Source organism: Amphritea atlantica (genome assembly GCF_024347255.1).
Classification (GTDB): domain Bacteria; phylum Pseudomonadota; class Gammaproteobacteria; order Pseudomonadales; family Balneatricaceae; genus Amphritea; species Amphritea atlantica.
On the sequence record NZ_AP025284.1, the window covers coordinates 3,255,620 to 3,272,740 of the forward strand.

The 17,121-nt window shown below is 52.7% G+C and carries 12 protein-coding genes and 1 tRNA gene; 8 read left to right on the forward strand and 5 right to left on the reverse strand.

From position 1 onward, the window contains the following. Window positions 1-16 precede the first annotated feature (16 nt). From cas1f to gltX, 5 genes are all read right to left on the reverse strand, one after another. Entirely contained in the window at window positions 17-958 is a 942-nt protein-coding gene (gene cas1f, locus OCU43_RS14835) for a type I-F CRISPR-associated endonuclease Cas1f (protein WP_091356609.1), read from the reverse strand. Window positions 959-1,035: 77 nt separating this feature from the next. Beyond that, window positions 1,036-1,341, reverse strand: coding sequence for a hypothetical protein (locus tag OCU43_RS14840; RefSeq protein WP_139203163.1), 306 nt, complete (start codon window positions 1,339-1,341; stop codon window positions 1,036-1,038). 234 nt (window positions 1,342-1,575) lie between these two features. After that, window positions 1,576-2,760 carry a Fic family protein gene (locus tag OCU43_RS14845; RefSeq protein ID WP_091356607.1) on the reverse strand — a complete coding sequence of 395 codons (1,185 nt, stop codon included), beginning with the start codon at window positions 2,758-2,760 and terminating at the stop codon, window positions 1,576-1,578. Window positions 2,761-3,055: 295 nt separating this feature from the next. Next, a tRNA-Ala gene (locus tag OCU43_RS14850) sits at window positions 3,056-3,131 on the reverse strand. 546 nt (window positions 3,132-3,677) lie between these two features. Continuing rightward, window positions 3,678-5,171: a glutamate--tRNA ligase gene (gene gltX / locus OCU43_RS14855; protein WP_091356605.1), complete on the reverse strand. Its 1,494-nt coding sequence runs from the start codon at window positions 5,169-5,171 to the stop codon at window positions 3,678-3,680. Window positions 5,172-5,603: 432 nt separating this feature from the next. Here gltX and OCU43_RS14860 point away from each other — a divergent pair, with 432 nt between their 5' ends. The 8 genes from OCU43_RS14860 to nirD all read left to right on the forward strand — a co-directional run bounded on the left by OCU43_RS14860 (window position 5,604) and on the right by nirD (window position 17,051). Then, window positions 5,604-7,013 (forward strand): CmpA/NrtA family ABC transporter substrate-binding protein, encoded by a 1,410-nt coding sequence (locus tag OCU43_RS14860; protein ID WP_091356602.1) that lies wholly within the window; start codon window positions 5,604-5,606, stop codon window positions 7,011-7,013. Window positions 7,014-7,101: 88 nt separating this feature from the next. Beyond that, a complete protein-coding gene (locus OCU43_RS14865; protein ID WP_091356600.1) occupies window positions 7,102-8,085 on the forward strand; it encodes an ABC transporter permease in 984 nt (327 codons plus the stop codon). A gap of 18 nt (window positions 8,086-8,103) precedes the next feature. Next, window positions 8,104-9,012 (forward strand): ABC transporter ATP-binding protein, encoded by a 909-nt coding sequence (locus OCU43_RS14870; protein WP_091356598.1) that lies wholly within the window; start codon window positions 8,104-8,106, stop codon window positions 9,010-9,012. A 233-nt stretch (window positions 9,013-9,245) separates the two neighbouring features. Then, the gene (locus OCU43_RS14875) at window positions 9,246-10,715 is read left to right on the forward strand and encodes a NarK family nitrate/nitrite MFS transporter (protein ID WP_091356596.1); all 1,470 of its coding nucleotides are present in this window, start codon (window positions 9,246-9,248) and stop codon (window positions 10,713-10,715) included. Window positions 10,716-10,774: 59 nt separating this feature from the next. Then, window positions 10,775-12,529: a bifunctional protein-serine/threonine kinase/phosphatase gene (locus tag OCU43_RS14880; RefSeq protein ID WP_091356594.1), complete on the forward strand. Its 1,755-nt coding sequence runs from the start codon at window positions 10,775-10,777 to the stop codon at window positions 12,527-12,529. A gap of 259 nt (window positions 12,530-12,788) precedes the next feature. Next, window positions 12,789-14,156: an NAD(P)/FAD-dependent oxidoreductase gene (locus OCU43_RS14885; protein ID WP_175483481.1), complete on the forward strand. Its 1,368-nt coding sequence runs from the start codon at window positions 12,789-12,791 to the stop codon at window positions 14,154-14,156. Next, a complete protein-coding gene (gene nirB / locus OCU43_RS14890) occupies window positions 14,153-16,699 on the forward strand; it encodes a nitrite reductase large subunit NirB (RefSeq protein WP_091356590.1) in 2,547 nt (848 codons plus the stop codon). The genes OCU43_RS14885 and nirB overlap by 4 nt, the downstream gene beginning before the upstream one ends. Window positions 16,700-16,715: 16 nt before the next feature. Further along, on the forward strand, window positions 16,716-17,051 hold the full coding sequence (nirD, locus tag OCU43_RS14895) for a nitrite reductase small subunit NirD (RefSeq protein WP_091357126.1): 336 nt from the start codon (window positions 16,716-16,718) through the stop codon (window positions 17,049-17,051). Window positions 17,052-17,121 lie beyond the last annotated feature (70 nt).

Below are 17,121 nucleotides of genomic sequence, written 5' to 3' on the forward strand. Positions count from 1 at the left end.
CTAGATCCTCCCCCTATTACTCCCAATCTTGCTTCAACGCGATACCTTTCACCTGATCAAACATAAACTCTAATGCTTTATGGTCGGTAAAGGCTTGCAGACATTGCTGACGATATTCTTGCTCGGTCGCTTTTTCTTTGGCACAGATAAAGGCCCAGGGCAGGATGATGGCGTCTTTTATCAGGTCGGCGATATCAAATACCAAAGCGCCCCGGCGTGTTTTGCCATGCATGACGGCAAAGCCATGGGGTATGCCTAACACCCAAAGCGTGGTGGCTGCCAAACCATAGGACAGGTAGTTGCCGTGATTCAGAAAAGCGTTTGCGGTGTCTATTGCTTCACGCTCGCGGGTGAAATCACCGTAGTTGGTTGAGCGAGCGGCATATTTATAGAGTTGTTTAGTGAGTTCGGCTTCGGCTTGCAGCAAGCGGGTTACTTGGTTAGCGGCTGATATTTTAGCGAGGCAGTTATCCAGAGCGGGTTGGATGTCGGCACTATTAAAGCCTTCCGCTTTTAAGTCACGGTTTTTACTCCATAACGTTTGTAGGTAGCTGATTCGAGCCTGTTGAAACTGCTTCGCGGCGATGAGGCGCTTATTGTCATCAAACCAGAACTGCATCCACCCCTGAAGGTATTCAGTCGGACGATATTCGCTTTGTGGCGTTAACCACTCTATTTCGGTCGCCATCAGCAATGGCGTGCCACCGCCACCACAAAAGCCGACCATTACGCCTGCCGAAGCCAGCATGCGCATCGCCGCCTGAGTGATGGAAGTTCCTGTGCCTAACAGCAGGCAGGTGGTGTTGGCGATAGGAATGTTCCAGTACTGGTTTTCGTTTTTGGCTTCGGTGAGATAGAGAACACGGCCATCTTTTTGCATTACCCGGCATTTTTCCAGGTAATAAATATTGGCGCGTTTAGAGTGCAGTATTGCTTTAAGATCACTGAGTTGTTCCATCGTCCCTGAAATCCTATATCGATATGTGTTTAGCTAACCTAACCTGAAAGATCCACAACGCGCGACTCAACACTGTTTCAACGCTGCTGGAGATAGACAGAAGTGTGTACCGTTATCATCCCCACGCTGGGCATACAGGCAGCTCTGGGATAAGGTCTTTCCGGGCGGCCAGTTTTCAGCCTTCGCCGTCTAAAAACAAAATCCCCCTGACTGGGTTGAAGCTCTATAGAAACGTGACAACGCCGCACCTTATTCACAGAAAGGTCAAGCTGGCAAAGATAATCGTCTTCTAATAAATCTTTGGGGCGTGGGGTAAAACGAGTCTCGCCGGAGGCCTTCCGGCTGAACGTCTGTTTTTTGAGGGTAGGAATAATTTCAGTCATAAATCCTTCTACACATTATGCCTGTCGCATTTATCAGGCTCTGCTGTACATCCATGGTATTCTGAAATTATCTATAACATGTACTCTATCTCGTAGTCTATCAGCAGCAATGAATTACCCGACAGATGAGATGGGGAAAGCTCTTTGATGAAGATCGTTATCAGAGCCATGTTATCAACCCGCTCTGAAAGACAATATCTGGTTAAAACCGTCTCTGGATTTCTGCCAACTGACCTACGGCCAGTTAATATCATAGCGGGTGCTGCGCCCTCCCCCTTCCAGCTTTTTCAGGCAGTTTTTCCCCAGAAGATCCGCAAGATGCCGGGTCGCAGTTGCCTTGGATACACCTGCTATGCCCATATATTTTTTGGCGTTCAGATGCCCTTCAAAACCACCGGGGCCTGCATCTAATAGCCGGTTCAGCACTTTAGTCTGCTGTGTATTCAGTCCGTCCTGACTATGAACCTGCCAGAAGCGGGCTTTTTGCATCACCAGATCGATACGCGCCAATGCCGTTTCTAACGTGTGCTTAAAGGTGTCTAAAAACCAACGCATCCACGGGGTAATATCGACATCGCCTTTCTGGGTCGATTCAAGAATCTGATAATACGCCTGCCGTTTTTCCATAATACTGGCGGCCATGGCGTAGAAACGCACTGACTGGTTCTCTGCCTGGGCCAGAGCATAATCACTGACAGCCCTCGCCAGACGGCCATTACCATCATCAAACGGGTGCAGGGTAACAAACCATAGATGAGCCTGCGCAGCTCGAAGGATTGGGTCTAATTCACTATCGGTTCGGCTGGATTCTAACCAATCGAGAAGTGTATTTAGCTGTTCATCCAGGTTAGCTGAACCCTCCCCGACCGCTTGTTTAGGCGGCGCTTCAAAGTGTACCACTTGTCTGCTTACAGGCCCTGAGACGACCTGCATGGTAGCATCACCACGTAGTTCGCCAACACGGATATTAACGAGGCGGTATTCCCCCTCTGCGGGCTGTGGAAACAGATAACGATGCCACTGAAACAGGCGCTCCATCGTTAATGGCTGCTGATGATCCTGCGTGGCATCCAATAGCAGCTCAGCCAGTCCCTCGCTCTGAGCAGTTACCGGTGTGAGGCCTGCGTCATCAACACCTAGTCGGCGTGCGAGCGAAGAGCGCACCGAAGCGGCATTGAGATGCTCGCCCTCGATAGCGGATGATTGCACTATATTTTGTAACAGTGCATCCAACTGGCTGGCAGCAGAACTCTCGTCAGCCACCGTATCGATTTTACCCAGCAACCGGCCCTGAAGCTGATGTACTTCACGCAGGCTGGCGCTAAGGGCTTTATCATCCCACCTGAACTCAGGCCAGTCTGGCTGTTGCCAGATCCAGATATGCTGATGTGAATAGGTATGATCATCTGTTGGGGACATCTGTCACCTCTGAGTAAGCGTGATATTTATCTGCTCAACTATTTCCAGTTGATCGATCACATAACCACGCTATGAGCCGATTAATCGCTCTATTCGGCTCACAATAAGAGCCAATTATAGTTAATATTCGGCTCACAGGGAAATTTGAGCGACAGATTGCCTTTCATCGAGCTGGTTAAACCGACTTGATACAGATCAGAAACAATAGGGGCCGAAAAAGATAAAAGACATTTCAGATACAAAAAAACCAGCAAAGTGCTGGTCTGATGATGTCCTCTATCGAGGAGGAAGGAATTGGTGGAGCCTAGCGGGATCGAACCGCTGACCTGTTCGCTGCCAGCGAACCGCTCTCCCAGCTGAGCTAAGGCCCCAAAACCAAGTGGCGGCTATATTAATGGCGACCCCGTTGTCTGTCAAGCAATGAAGTTGACTATTTTTCTCGTCAAACAGTGTTGATTTTTAAACGGTTATTTTAGCGGTTCTTTCTGATTCAACAGGTCGCTGACCGATGCAGATCATATCGATAATTTGCGACGGGGGATTCGAGGTCTGAGGTCCGAAGTCCGAAGTCCGAAGTCCGTAGTCTGAAAGAGCACAGTCCGGAATCCTCCCTTGTAGGAGCCCCTTTAGCAGGCCCTACACTCATCTGATCTTTCTCTGTGCCCTCGGTGTTCTCTGTGGTGCAAAAAGAAATCAACACCGTAGGAGGCGCGTCTCGCGCCGATAGAGCTCAATAGTTTCTGTTCTTTCTCTGTGTCCTCGTGTTCTCGGTGGTGCCAATAATTCATAACCACAGAGAACACCGAGAGCACCGGGAAGAGCTCTTTAGGTTTCTATATTAATCATCACATTTTCATAGGAGAATTGAACGTAAAAAGCCCTGCAGTGCAGGGCTTTTCGTATACAGAGCAACCTGATCAGTTCAGGGCTTCAGCCAGCTCGCGGTATTCTTTTTCCCAACGCTTGGCTTCTTTCTTGGAAGGGCCACCAACGGTGTCCAGAGCATGACGTACCCGGGCACGGCTCATGTCCGGGCCGAGGATCTGCATGGAATCTACTACCGAGACACTGGCACTGGTGCCAGCGATAGCGACAAACAGTGGAAACAGGAAGTCACGCACTTTATAGCCCATCGCATCACCCAGCGCTTTGCACTGGGCAAACAGATGGTCTTTATTCCAGTTCTGCTCAGTGTCCAGCATCCAGGAGGCAAACTGCAGGATACGGCGAATATCATCTTTCTGCAGACTCTTGTGGGTAAAGCTCTCCTCAGTGATCGGCAGCATACCGGAGAGCAGGAAGCCCGCCACAGGCGCGACATCGGAAAACTTCTCCACCCGCTGTTTGATCAGCGGAATAATCTGCATCAGATATTCCGGGTTCAGCGCCCACTGCTGGAACGCCGTAGCGAACTGCTCATCGCTCAGCTCTTCGCGGATCCACAGACCGTTCAGCCAACTGAGTTTCTCCTGATCAAAGATCGGGCCACCCAGGGAGACACGGTTGATATCGAAGTTTGCGATCATCTCTTCAATCGAGAACTTCTCACGCTCGTCCGGCATCGACCAGCCCATGCGCGCCAGGTAGTTGATCAGCGCTTCAGCCATATAGCCCATGCGCTGATAATAGATGATACTGGTTGGGTTCTTACGTTTAGACAGCTTGGACTTGTCCGGGTTACGCAGCAGCGGCATATGACACAGCTTTGGCATATCCCAGCCGAAGTAGCTGTACAGCAACTGATGCTTAGGTGCAGAGTTGATCCACTCCTCTCCTCGCAGTACGTGGGTGATCTCCATCAGGTGATCATCGACTACGTTAGCCAGGTGGTAGGTAGGCATGCCATCGGATTTCATCAGAATCTGACAGTCAACCTGCGCCCAGTCTACTTCGATAGAGCCACGCAGCATATCATCAAAGACGCAGACGCCCTCTTCCGGCACCTTCATACGCACAACATAGGGCTCGCCCGCTGCTTCACGCTTCGCCACTTCCTCTGCTGGCAAGGCCAGATCGCTCTCTTTCAGCGCGCTTTGCAGGCCCTGTTCACGACGCTGATTACGCAGTTGGTCCAGCTCTTCAGCGGTGCGATAGCATTTAAAGGCGGTGCCATTATCCAGCAGGATCTGGGTGTATTTAGCATAGATCTCGCCCCGCTCACTCTGCCGGTAAGGGCCATGGGGACCCGGCTTATCAGGGCCTTCCGCCCACTCCAGTCCCAGCCAGCGCAGTGAGTCCAGAATCATCTGTTCTGATTCTGCGGTGCTGCGGGTCTGATCGGTATCTTCAATACGCAGGATAAATTCGCCACCGTGCTGACGGGCGAAAGCCATATTAAACAGGGCGATGTAGGCGGTGCCTACGTGCGGATCACCGGTTGGCGACGGTGCGATACGGGTACGTACGGTCATCAGAAAATATGCATCCAGGCTGATTTAAGGGCTGTTTTAAAAGAATTGCGCGCATTATACCTGCTCGACAGTTATGCGCCTACCGTAATCACCCGGGAAGGGAGCGTTTGAAAGCGGCGCCAATGCCGTGAATATGTTTTGCTCAATCTGAGCGCAGAACGGCAATCAGAATCAAAAAACGGCACAATTAAAGTGCGCTTTATCAATTCTCAACTCTCTGCATTTAAAATCAAAACACATAATCCATTGTTTTATATGCATTATTAATATCATGGCATGCAGCCTGCTTTGTAAGGGATAACAAATACAATATTTCAGAAATCGGGAATTCCCTGATTTCACATCTGACAACGACGTCTGCTCCTACCGATAGTTTTATCGGTGGGGCAGGCGTTTTTTTTTGCTTTTTTGCACATTCAGGAGCCACACAACATGACTCACACACTGCTTTCTAAAATGATAGGCCGTCGAACGCTACTGAAAAACGCGGTAAAAACCTGCGGCGCGCTTGCCGTCAGCAGCCTGCTGACACTGAACGCGGCTCAGGCCAGCGTGGGCGAACCGGAAAAAGAGGAGCTGAAGTTTGGCTTTATTAAGCTGACCGATATGGCACCACTCGCGATTGCCTATGAAAAAGGCTACTTCGAAGATGAGGGACTGTATGTTCAGCTGGAAGCCCAGGCAAACTGGAAGGTGCTGCTGGACCGGGTGATCGATGGTCAGTTGGATGGCGCCCACATGCTGGCGGGTCAGCCACTGGGGGCAACCATCGGTTTTGGTACGCAGGCGCATATCATTACCGCCTTCAGTATGGACCTGAACGGCAACGCGATTACCGTCTCCAACGATATCTGGGAACAGATGAAACCCTATGTGGAAAAAGGGGCCGACGGCAAACCGCTGCACCCGATTAAAGCCGATGCACTGAAGCCAGTTGTTGATGCTTACAAAGCCGAGGGTAAGCCCTTTAAGATGGGCATGGTGTTTCCTGTGTCTACACACAACTATGAACTGCGCTACTGGCTGGCAGCCGGAGGCATCCATCCGGGTTACTATGCCCCTCAGAAAGGCGACACTGCCGGACAGATCGATGCCGATGCCCTGCTCTCAGTGACACCACCGCCACAGATGCCATCCACCATGGAAGCCGGCACTATCTATGGCTACTGTGTTGGCGAGCCCTGGAACCAGCAAGCGGTATTTAAGGGTATCGGTGTGCCGGTCGTGACCGATTATGAGATCTGGAAAGACAACCCCGAGAAAGTGTTTGGCGTTTCCAAAGCCTGGGCCGATCAGTACCCCAACACCCATATCCGGGTCGTTAAAGCGATGATCCGCGCAGCAAAATGGCTGGATGACAATAACAACGGCAACCGCCCTGAAGCGGTGGATATTCTCTCCCGTCCGGAATATGTGGGGGCCGATTACGATGTCATTGCCAACTCGATGACCGGCACCTTTGAATATGAGAAGGGGGATAAGCGGGAAGTGCCTGACTTCAACGTCTTCTTCCGTCACAACGCCACCTATCCTTACTACTCCGATGCGATCTGGTACCTGACGCAGATGCGTCGCTGGGGTCAGATTGCCGAGCCTAAATCCGATGAGTGGTTTATGGAAACCGCGAAGAAGGTTTACCGCCCTGATATCTATGCCATTGCAGCAAAAGAGTTGATTGCAGAGGGTAAACTGGACGCCAGCGAGTTCCCGGACTTTGCCACTGAAACCGGCTTTAAGGCCCCTCAGACTCAGTTTATTGATGGCATCACCTATGACGGCCATAAGCCTAACGAGTATCTGACGAAGTTTAAGATCGGCCTGAAACCCGACAGCAAAATTTAACTGATTAAAGCGCTTGTGAATAAGCCTTCAGGAAAACCCCGGAAAGAAAACCAAAGGGTCGCCCTGGGCGACCCGATGGAGACTGATTATGAGTAGCATGGCACTGAAACTGTTAAAGCCGTTTGGCTTAACGGACAAGCTCAACCTGGCAGCGCTGATTAAAGCACTGGTGGTACCGATGACCGGTATACTGATCTTCCTGTTTATCTGGAATATCGGCGCCCGCAATATCCACACCTCACTGGGGGAGTTTCCAGGCCCCGCTCAGGTGTACGAGCAGAGTAAAAACCTGCTCGCTGAACATAACCGGGAGCGCCAGAAAGAAGCCGCGTTTTATCAGCGTCAGGATGACCGCAATGCTAAGAAACTGGCGAAAAATCCCGACGCAGAGATCAAGGTCCGCGCCTATACCGGTAAAGCGACTTTTATCGATCAGATCGGCACCAGCCTGGTCACCGTACTGGCCGGTTTTTTTGCCGCATCGCTGATCGCCATCCCGGCGGGCATTGTGATTGGTCTGAATAAAACCCTCTACAGCGCCTTCAACCCGGTGATTCAGCTGTTTAAACCGGTCTCTCCGCTGGCCTGGCTGCCGCTGGTCACCATGGTGGTCAGCGCGTTGTATGTCAGCGATGACCCGATGTTTGCAAAGTCCTTTGTCACCTCGCTGATCACCGTGTCGCTCTGCTGCCTGTGGCCCACCCTGCTGAATACGGCGGTGGGAGTCTCCTCCATCAGTGCCGATCTCAACAATGTCAGCAAGGTGCTGCGTCTGTCCTGGCTGACTCACGTCATCAAGATTGTTATCCCCTCTGCGATCCCGATGATTTTCACCGGTTTACGGCTGTCATTGGGGATCGCCTGGATGGTGTTGATTGCCGCCGAGATGCTGGCGCAAAACCCCGGGCTGGGTAAATTTGTCTGGGATGAGTTTCAGAACGGCAGTTCCAACTCACTGGGACGGATTATGGTGGCGGTGATTGTGATCGGTCTGATCGGTTTTATGCTCGATCGGATCATGCTGATGCTACAGAAGAAGGTTTCCTGGGATAAGACTCAGGAACTGCGTTAACCGGTAAGGAGAAAGATCATGACTGCAAAAACACATCTGGAGCTTACCGGCGTCGATATCGATTTTCCGACGCCCAGCGGCCCCTTTAAAGCCCTGAGTAATGTCAATCTGAAGATCGAGCGGGGCGAGTTTGTCTCGCTGATCGGCCACTCTGGTTGCGGCAAGTCCACCGTACTGAATATCGTTGCCGGTCTCTATCAGGCCACCAAAGGCGGCATACTGTTGGATGGCAAAGAGGTTAACGAACCCGGTCCGGAAAGAGCGGTAGTGTTTCAGAACCACTCCCTGCTGCCCTGGCTGACCGCCTATGAGAACGTCGAGCTGGCGGTAAAACAGGTCTTTAAAAACAGCAAATCCAAAGCTGAGATGAAGGAGTGGATCGAACACAACCTGCAGCTGGTGCATATGGATCATGCGATGCATAAACGCCCGGATGAGATCTCCGGCGGCATGAAACAGCGGGTTGGCATCGCCCGGGCTCTGGCGATGGAACCCACGGTAATGCTGATGGATGAACCCTTTGGTGCACTGGACGCGCTGACCCGTGCGCACCTGCAGGATTCACTGATGGAGATTCAGGCGGATCTGAATAACACCGTGATAATGATCACTCACGATGTTGACGAGGCGGTGCTGCTCTCTGATCGCATCGTGATGATGACCAATGGCCCGGCGGCCACGGTGGGAGAAATACTTGAGGTTAATCTGGAGCGCCCCCGCCATCGACTGGAGCTGGCGGATGATGCGCAATATAACCACTATCGTGCCGCAGTTCTGAGCTTCCTTTATGAAAAGCAGCGTCAACCCGGTGAAGAGGTAAAGGTCTCCGCGTTATCCGAAAAAAAGACTGAAAGTGATAAACAGGCACAAAACCTGCAGGATACTGAACAATCAAGCGCAGAACAGAACAGCGAGGAAGCCGCCTGACAATCTGGTGTAACAAGAACAGTTACATAAAAACAGATAGTTAGCGCGCAATCTATCTTTTAGCGGGAAGCACCAAAGATTAACAGTGTTAATTTAGTGCACCGAAAAAGGGCAGTTAATCTGTTCGGCGCACTTATTTGAGCAATGGCGCTCGGAGACTCCATCAATGTATGGAAGGTTTCCGGGCGTTTTTTTTTGTTCCGGATTATTAACAATAAGCAAAGGCACTACGCATGAATGAAGCCACCAAATTTAATCTTTTCTCGCTTAGCGGGAAGATGAAGATCCTGCATTTCAGCTGGATCGCATTCTTCATCACTTTTTTTGTCTGGTTCAACCATGCACCCTTATTGGGTGCGATTGCAGAATCGCTGGGCCTGAGCAAAGCTGAGATCAAAACACTGCTGATTCTTAACGTCGCCCTGACCATTCCAGCCCGGATTATTATCGGTATGCTGACCGATAAATACGGCCCACGACTCACCTACTCTGCACTACTGCTGATCTCCAGCATCCCCTGTTTTATGTTTGCCCTGGCGGATAATTTCGCCGAAGCGGCTATCTCCCGTTTTCTGCTGGGGTTTGTCGGGGCCGGTTTTGTCATCGGTATCCGCATGGTCAGTGAGTGGTTTCCGGCCAATGAACTGGGCACCGCCGAGGGTATTTACGGCGGCTGGGGTAATTTTGGTTCAGCCGCCGCGGCCATGAGCCTGCCTACCCTCGCCCTGCTGTTTGGCGGTGAGGATGGCTGGCGCTATGCGGTTGGTCTGACTGGACTGATCAGTCTGGTGTTCAGCGTCATCTGGTACGTCAATGTCAGCGATACACCGAAAGGCTCAACCTATTTCAAACCGAAAAAAATTGGCGGACTGGAAGTCACCAGCAAAGGGGATTTCCTGTTTCTGCTGATTATGAAGATTCCGATGTATGCCGCGCTCGCGCTGCTGACCTGGAAGCTGTCCCCGGCGGGTGTCAGTGTTATCAGTGCAACCGCCGCACTGACTATCAATCTGTCGCTGATCGCCATATTCATCTATGACTGCTACAGCGCCTACAACGTTAACCGGGAAGTGTTTATAAAACCGGTGCCAGAGATTGAACAATATAAGTTTAAGCAGGTGGCGGTACTGAACATCCTCTACTTCGCCACCTTTGGTTCAGAGCTGGCGGTAGTGTCTATGCTGCCACTGTTCTTTGCAGATGTGTTTGAACTGAATATGGTGGTTGCCGGGCTACTGGCCTCGGCATACGCCTTTATGAACCTGATGTCCCGCCCTGGTGGCGGCTGGATCAGTGATCGTTTCGGCCGCAAAAAGACCCTGCTGATTCTTACTGCTGGTCTGGCGGTGGGTTATGCACTGATGGCGATGATCGATAACAGCTGGCCACTGATCATCGCTGTAATCACGGCGATGGCGTGCTCCTTCTTCGTGCAGGCGGGTGAAGGTGCCGTTTTTGCCGTCGTCCCTCTGATTAAGCGTCGTCTGACCGGCCAGGTGGCAGGCATGACCGGCGCCTATGGTAATGTGGGAGCCGTGTTCTACTTGACGGTGCTGTCGATGGTAAGCTATCAATCATTCTTTATCGTTATCGCAGCCACCGCCGTGCTGGGCTTTGTCACGCTGCTGTTTCTTGAAGAGCCAAAAGGCCATATTGCCGAAGTCAACGATGACGGCACGGTCGAGCTGATCAGCGTCACCTGATCCCTGTGCTGTCCGGCGTCTGACCGGGCAGCGTATCTCAACACAGGAATAGCCGCATAATGAAGGCCGAACCGAAGCCGCACTCACAACACTCAGCGCCGCAAGTCAGCTTTGGCGGCTACTCGGTGGCGGGCAGAAAGCCGGTCAATCAGGATGCCTTCGCCGCTCACCAGCCGCCAGACAACAACAGCCGCCGCTTTAAAGGGGCAGCCGCCGCCATTGCCGATGGTGTCAGTAGTTGTCAGGACTCGCATATCGCCAGTCAGACCTCCGTGACCAGTTTTATTGAAGATTATTTCAGCACCCCGCACAGCTGGAGTGTTAAACAGTCGGTCTCACGGGTGGTGACCGGGCTAAACAGCTGGCTGCATCAGCAGAACAACGTCCTCCCGGCACACCGCGACAGTATGCTGACAACTTTTTCGGCACTGATCATTAAGTCCAGTACGCTGTACACCTTTCATGTCGGGGACTCCCGTATCTACCAGTGGCGCAATCAGCAGCTGGAACAGCTCACTAACGATCACAGCCGTACGGAACGGGGGCGTAACTATCTGTCCCGGGCGCTGGGCGCTGACCGGCACCTTGAAGTTGATTTCTCGCAGCAGGATCTGATCAACGGCGATCTGTTGCTGTTGAGTACCGATGGCGTCCATGAATATCTCAGTATGAACGAGTTAAAAGCGCTGCTGAGCCAGATTCAGCAGGACAGCCTTGAAACGGTAGCACGACGCATCGTTGAGCAGGCTCTGACAAACGGCAGCGATGACAATCTCACCGTGCTGCTGGTGCGGGTGGATCAGTTGCCCGCTGAAACTCTGGATGAAAGTCACCGAAGACTGACCCGCTTACCGATCCCGCCGGTCATGAAGGTGGGTAACAGAATCGACGACTATGAGGTACTGGATATTATTTTCAGTGGTACCCGCAGCCACATGTACAAAGTCCGCGAACTCAGCAGTGGCCAGATTTATACCCTCAAAGCCCCCTCTGTCAACTTTGACGATGACCCGCTCTATCTCGACGGATTTGTGCGTGAGGAGTGGGTTGGCCAACAGCTAAACCACCCCAATGTGATGAAAACCTTCAGTCCAGCGGGGGAGAAACGCTTCCTCTATTATTTAGGAGAATATATAGAGGGGGTAAATCTGCGCCAGTGGATGGATGATCATCCACTGCCCTCACCCGATCTGGTGCGCCCGATTATTCAACAGGCGATCAAAGGGCTGCGCGCCTTCCAGCGGCAGGATATGGTGCATCAGGATCTGAAGCCTGAAAACATCATGCTCAACCGGGACGGCCAGGTTAAAATTCTGGATTTCGGAACCGTTCTGATCGCCGGCATCAACGAACTGGGTTCACCACTGGATAAGTCGGTCCCCCAGGGCTCAGTCAACTATATCGCCCCTGAATATCTGATGGGGCAAAAAGGCAGCTTCCGCTCGGACCTTTTCTCTCTGGCGGTCATCAGCTACGAAATGCTCACGGGTACACTGCCGTTTAAAGAGCACTCGGTTAAGCAGGTGAGCATCGACAACTATAGCGAACTCAGTTACCGGCCCGCGATCCACCAGCGCAGAGACCTGCCACTGTGGATGGAAGGCTGCCTGCAAAAAGCCCTGCAGCCCAACCCGGTGCATCGCTATCAGGCGCTGTCGGAATTTATTCAGGACTTTACCACCCCCAATCAGAAGCTGGCGGCGGATATCAGCAAGCAACCACTGATCAGGAAAAACCCACTGCTGGTATGGCAGATATTCTGCCTGCTGTTGCTGATGTCTAATCTGGTGCTGCTGTATCTGTACACCCGCTAAATCGTGGCACCACAAAGGTGCGGTATTCGACCAGATTAGCACTATTGGTGCACGAAAAAGCTCTTCTGGATGACTAAATAATCATCAAAAAATATATAAATAATTGTTTTTAAAAGATTAAAATATAAATGGCATAGCATCTGCATTATCTGATATGCCTATCTTAGGCTTCTCATATTTTTTTGGACAATGGTGTTCATCCTCCAGTACTTCGCACTCGTACTGGTTGGTGAATGCCATTTTTTTTTGGATTTTTTTTATGGCTAAAGCTCATCTCATCATTATCGGCAACGGCATGGCATGCGGCCGTCTGCTGGACGAGATTCTGAAACGGGATCCTGATCTCTACCGGATCACCGTATTCGGCGCTGAGGGTTATGCGAATTACAACCGCATAATGCTCTCGCCCGTACTCGCCGGAGAGATCAGAGCGGATGAGATTATCACCCATTCAGAGCAGTGGTATCAGGAAAACAGTATCACCCTTCACAGTGGCGATCCGGTTATCGCAATCGATACTGCTACCCAGACCCTGACCTGCCAAAGCGGTAGCCTTTTTAGCTATGACAAACTGGTGCTGGCCACCGGGTCTGAACCGGTAATCCCCCCCGCAGCCCGGAACTGTGATCTGGATGGCATCCTGAGTTTCCGCAATCTCGATGATATTGACCGCATCATGAGCAAAGTCAGCAATACCCAGCATGCTACGGTGATCGGCGGTGGATTACTGGGACTTGAAGCGGCCTGGGGCTTGCGTCAACAGGGGCTGAACGTCACCGTCATCCATCGCGGTGACTGGCTGCTGAACCGGCAGCTGGACCCCGCGGCAGGCAGAATGTTGCAACAGTCACTGGAAGCACGCGGCATCACCTTCCGGCTGAATGCTGAAATCAGCCAGTTTTCAGGTCAGGTATCTTCTGATGAGAACTCTGCATACCTCTCTGGAGGTTCAAAAAGCGAAGTGCACCCACGCCCGGAAACACTTCAGCAGGTAACCCTGAGTGACGGTTCGGTGATCCACACCGGACTGGCCGTGATCGCTATCGGTATCACACCCAATCACAAGCTGGCTAAGGTCAGCGGAATCGATTGCGACAAAGGGGTGCTGGTCAATGACCGGCTGCAGAGCTCTCATCCGAATGTATATGCCCTGGGAGAATGCACCCAGTTCGGCAGCCACACCTTCGGTCTGGTTGCCCCCCTGTGGGATCAGGCAACCGTTTTGGCAGACCAGCTGTGCCGCACCTCTGACAGCCTTTTCCGGGTGCAGCCCTGTGCCACCAAACTGAAGGTTTCAGGCATTGACCTGTTTTCCGCCGGTGAGTTTCTCGACAGCCCGGAAACCGAGTCGGTGATCTGTCAGGACCTCGCCAGCGGCACCTATCGCAAACTCATTTTTCGTCACCAGAAACTCGCCGGCGCCGTGCTCTATGGCGCTGTTAATGATGGTAACTGGTACTTCGAACTGATTCAGACCCAGCAACAGGTTCAGCACCTGACGCCGGACCTGATTTTTGGCCGGCGCTACTGCGAAGCTGAATCGATCCCCCAATTAACCCCTGTCGGTGTAGAAGAGATCCAGACTTCAGCACCTGAATTATGTCTGGCAACAGGAGCAACCTCATGAGTAAAACAAAACTGGTAATCGCCGGAAACGGTATGGTTGGCCACCAATTTCTACAGAGCCTGGCCGATAGTGGTCAGTTGGATAATTTTGAAGTCACCGTGTTTTGTGAAGAAAGCCGACTGGCCTATGACCGGGTGCATCTGAGCGCTTACTTCTCCGGGGCAACCGCTGAAGACCTGGCGATGGGTAATGCAGACCTCTACCGCAGCTGGGGACTGAATGTACTCACCGGTGAAACCGTGACCGGGATCGACAGAGGGTATAAATCGGTGACCACCGACAAAGGCCGCGAACTGAGCTACGACAAGCTGGTGCTGGCGACCGGATCCTATCCGTTCGTGCCCCCGGTACCCGGCCACGACCGTCAACAGTGCCTGGTATACCGCACCATTGACGATCTCGATGCGATTGCGGAAGCGGCCAAAAAATCTCGCGTAGGCACCGTTGTCGGCGGTGGCCTGCTGGGGCTGGAAGCGGCCAAAGCACTAACCGATCTGGGCCTGGAAACCCATGTAGTGGAGTTTGCCCCACGGTTGATGGCGGTGCAGCTGGATAATGGCGGCGGAGCCATGTTGCGGCAGAAGATCGAGGCACTGGGTGTGAGCGTGCATACGCAAAAGAATACCCAACTGATCGATGATGGCGAAGAGTGTTTCCACAAAATGAATTTTGCCGATGGCGAGGTGCTGGAAACCGATCTGATCCTGTTCTCTGCCGGCATCCGTCCCCGGGATGAACTGGCGCGTGAGTCTGACCTGGAAGTGGGTGAGCGCGGCGGTATCGTCATCAATAACAACTGCCAGACCTCCGATCCCTCGATCTATGCCATCGGTGAGTGCGCCCTGTGGAACAAACAGATATTTGGTCTGGTGGCCCCCGGCAACCAGATGGCCAAAGTCGCGGTGTCTCACCTGACCGGCGGAAGCGACAGCTTCACCGGTGCCGATATGAGCACCAAACTGAAACTGATGGGGGTCGATGTTGCCAGCATTGGCGATGCCCACGGCCAGACGCCCGGGGCACGGGTATACAGCTTTGTCGATGAACGTGCCGAAGTGTACAAAAAACTGGTGGTGTCAGAGGATGGTAAGATTCTGCTGGGCGCTATTCTGGTGGGTGATGCTGAGCAGTACGGCACACTGCTGCAGTATATGCTCAACGGTATCCATCTGCCGGAATACCCGGACACCCTGATTTTGCCCAACCGGGGCGACGACAAGCAGACCGGTCTCGGGGTTGCCGCGCTGCCGGAAACCGCTCAGATCTGCTCCTGCCATGATGTCAGTAAAGCGGATGTGCGCGCCGCACTCGATGGCGGCTGCTGCACCCTGGCCGACGTCAAAGGCAGCACTAAAGCGGCTACCGGCTGTGGCGGCTGCTCTGCCCTGCTGACCGATCTGGTAAACCATGAACTGGAGGAGATGGGGGTCGAAGTTAATCGCGATCTGTGCGAACACTTCCCTTACACCCGTCAGGATCTGTACAACCTTATCCGCATTGAAGAGATCCGCAGTTTCGATGAGCTGTTGGAGAAACACGGCCGCGGCCATGGTTGTGAAATCTGCCGCCCTGCGGTGGGCAGTATTCTGGCATCCTGCTGGAACGATTACATCCTGACGGAGCAAAACGTCGGCCTGCAGGATACCAATGACACCTTTATGGCGAACATGCAGAAAGATGGCACCTATTCGGTGGTGCCCCGGGTTGCCGGTGGTGAGATTACCGCCGACAAACTGATTGTACTGGGTCAGGTAGCGAAGAAATATAACCTCTACAGCAAGATCACCGGCGGCCAGCGGGTTGACCTGTTTGGCGCCCGGCTGGAGCAACTGCCGGATATCTGGCAGGAACTGATCGACGCTGGCTTTGAAACCGGCCACGCCTACGGCAAATCCCTGCGTACCGTTAAATCCTGCGTCGGCAGCACCTGGTGCCGCTTCGGGGTGGATGACAGCGTCGGCCTGGCGATTGATCTGGAAAACCGTTACAAGGGGCTGCGAGCGCCGCACAAGATCAAGTTTGCCGTGTCCGGCTGCACCCGTGAGTGCGCCGAGGCACAAAGCAAGGATATCGGCGTGATCGCCACCGAAAAAGGCTGGAACCTGTATGTCTGCGGTAACGGCGGAATGAAACCCCGCCACGGCGACCTGTTTGCCACCGACCTCGACCGCGACACCCTGATCCGCTACATCGACCGCATCCTGATGTTTTATATCAAGACAGCGGACCGCCTGCAGCGCACCTCCGTCTGGATGGAAAATATGGAGGGCGGACTGGACTACCTGCGTCAGGTGATTATCAACGACAGCCTGAGCCTGGGCGAAGAGCTGGAACAACAGATGGCCCATGTTGTAGCCACCTACCAGTGCGAATGGAAAACCACTCTGGAAAGCCCGCAAGCGCTGAAGCGGTTCCGCCATTTCGTTAACTCAGAAGCCCCAGACAGCAACGTCATATTTGTCGAGGAGCGCCAGCAAATCCGCCCGGCAACTCCGCAGGAAAAGGCTGAGGTTGAGGCCGAACCGATCAAACTGGTGAGCTGATACAGAGGAAAGAATGATGACTACTACCAAACACTGGACTGCCGTATGCAGCCAAAATGACCTGATCGCTGACTCTGGCATCTGCGCCCTGGTGGCAGACACTCAGGTGGCACTGTTTTATGTCAAAAAGCAGCAAGCGGTATTTGCCATTGCTAACCATGATCCATTCAGCCAGGCCAATGTCCTGTCACGGGGACTGATCGGCTCAAAAGGGGATGATCTGTTTGTCGCCTCACCCGTTTATAAACAGCATTTCTGCCTGAAAACCGGTCGCTGCCTGGATGATGAAAACACCCGCATCCAGGCGTGGCCGGCCCGGATTGAACAGGGCCAGGTCGAGGTGCTTATATAAGCTCTTATATCGGTTCTTATATCAGCTCTTACATCGGCGCTGATAAAAGCTCTGATATAACAGCCGGGTA

What these genes read in the sequence shown, in the direction of transcription:
- cas1f (WP_091356609.1), bottom strand. Translation starts at nt 958, where the DNA reads ATGGAACAACTCAGTGATCTTAAAGCAATACTGCACTCTAAACGCGCC.
- OCU43_RS14840 (WP_139203163.1), bottom strand. Translation starts at nt 1,341, where the DNA reads ATGACTGAAATTATTCCTACCCTCAAAAAACAGACGTTCAGCCGGAAG.
- OCU43_RS14845 (WP_091356607.1), bottom strand. Translation starts at nt 2,760, where the DNA reads ATGTCCCCAACAGATGATCATACCTATTCACATCAGCATATCTGGATC.
- gltX (WP_091356605.1), bottom strand. Translation starts at nt 5,171, where the DNA reads ATGACCGTACGTACCCGTATCGCACCGTCGCCAACCGGTGATCCGCAC.
- OCU43_RS14860 (WP_091356602.1), top strand. Translation starts at nt 5,604, where the DNA reads ATGACTCACACACTGCTTTCTAAAATGATAGGCCGTCGAACGCTACTG.
- OCU43_RS14865 (WP_091356600.1), top strand. Translation starts at nt 7,102, where the DNA reads ATGAGTAGCATGGCACTGAAACTGTTAAAGCCGTTTGGCTTAACGGAC.
- OCU43_RS14870 (WP_091356598.1), top strand. Translation starts at nt 8,104, where the DNA reads ATGACTGCAAAAACACATCTGGAGCTTACCGGCGTCGATATCGATTTT.
- OCU43_RS14875 (WP_091356596.1), top strand. Translation starts at nt 9,246, where the DNA reads ATGAATGAAGCCACCAAATTTAATCTTTTCTCGCTTAGCGGGAAGATG.
- OCU43_RS14880 (WP_091356594.1), top strand. Translation starts at nt 10,775, where the DNA reads ATGAAGGCCGAACCGAAGCCGCACTCACAACACTCAGCGCCGCAAGTC.
- OCU43_RS14885 (WP_175483481.1), top strand. Translation starts at nt 12,789, where the DNA reads ATGGCTAAAGCTCATCTCATCATTATCGGCAACGGCATGGCATGCGGC.
- nirB (WP_091356590.1), top strand. Translation starts at nt 14,153, where the DNA reads ATGAGTAAAACAAAACTGGTAATCGCCGGAAACGGTATGGTTGGCCAC.
- nirD (WP_091357126.1), top strand. Translation starts at nt 16,716, where the DNA reads ATGACTACTACCAAACACTGGACTGCCGTATGCAGCCAAAATGACCTG.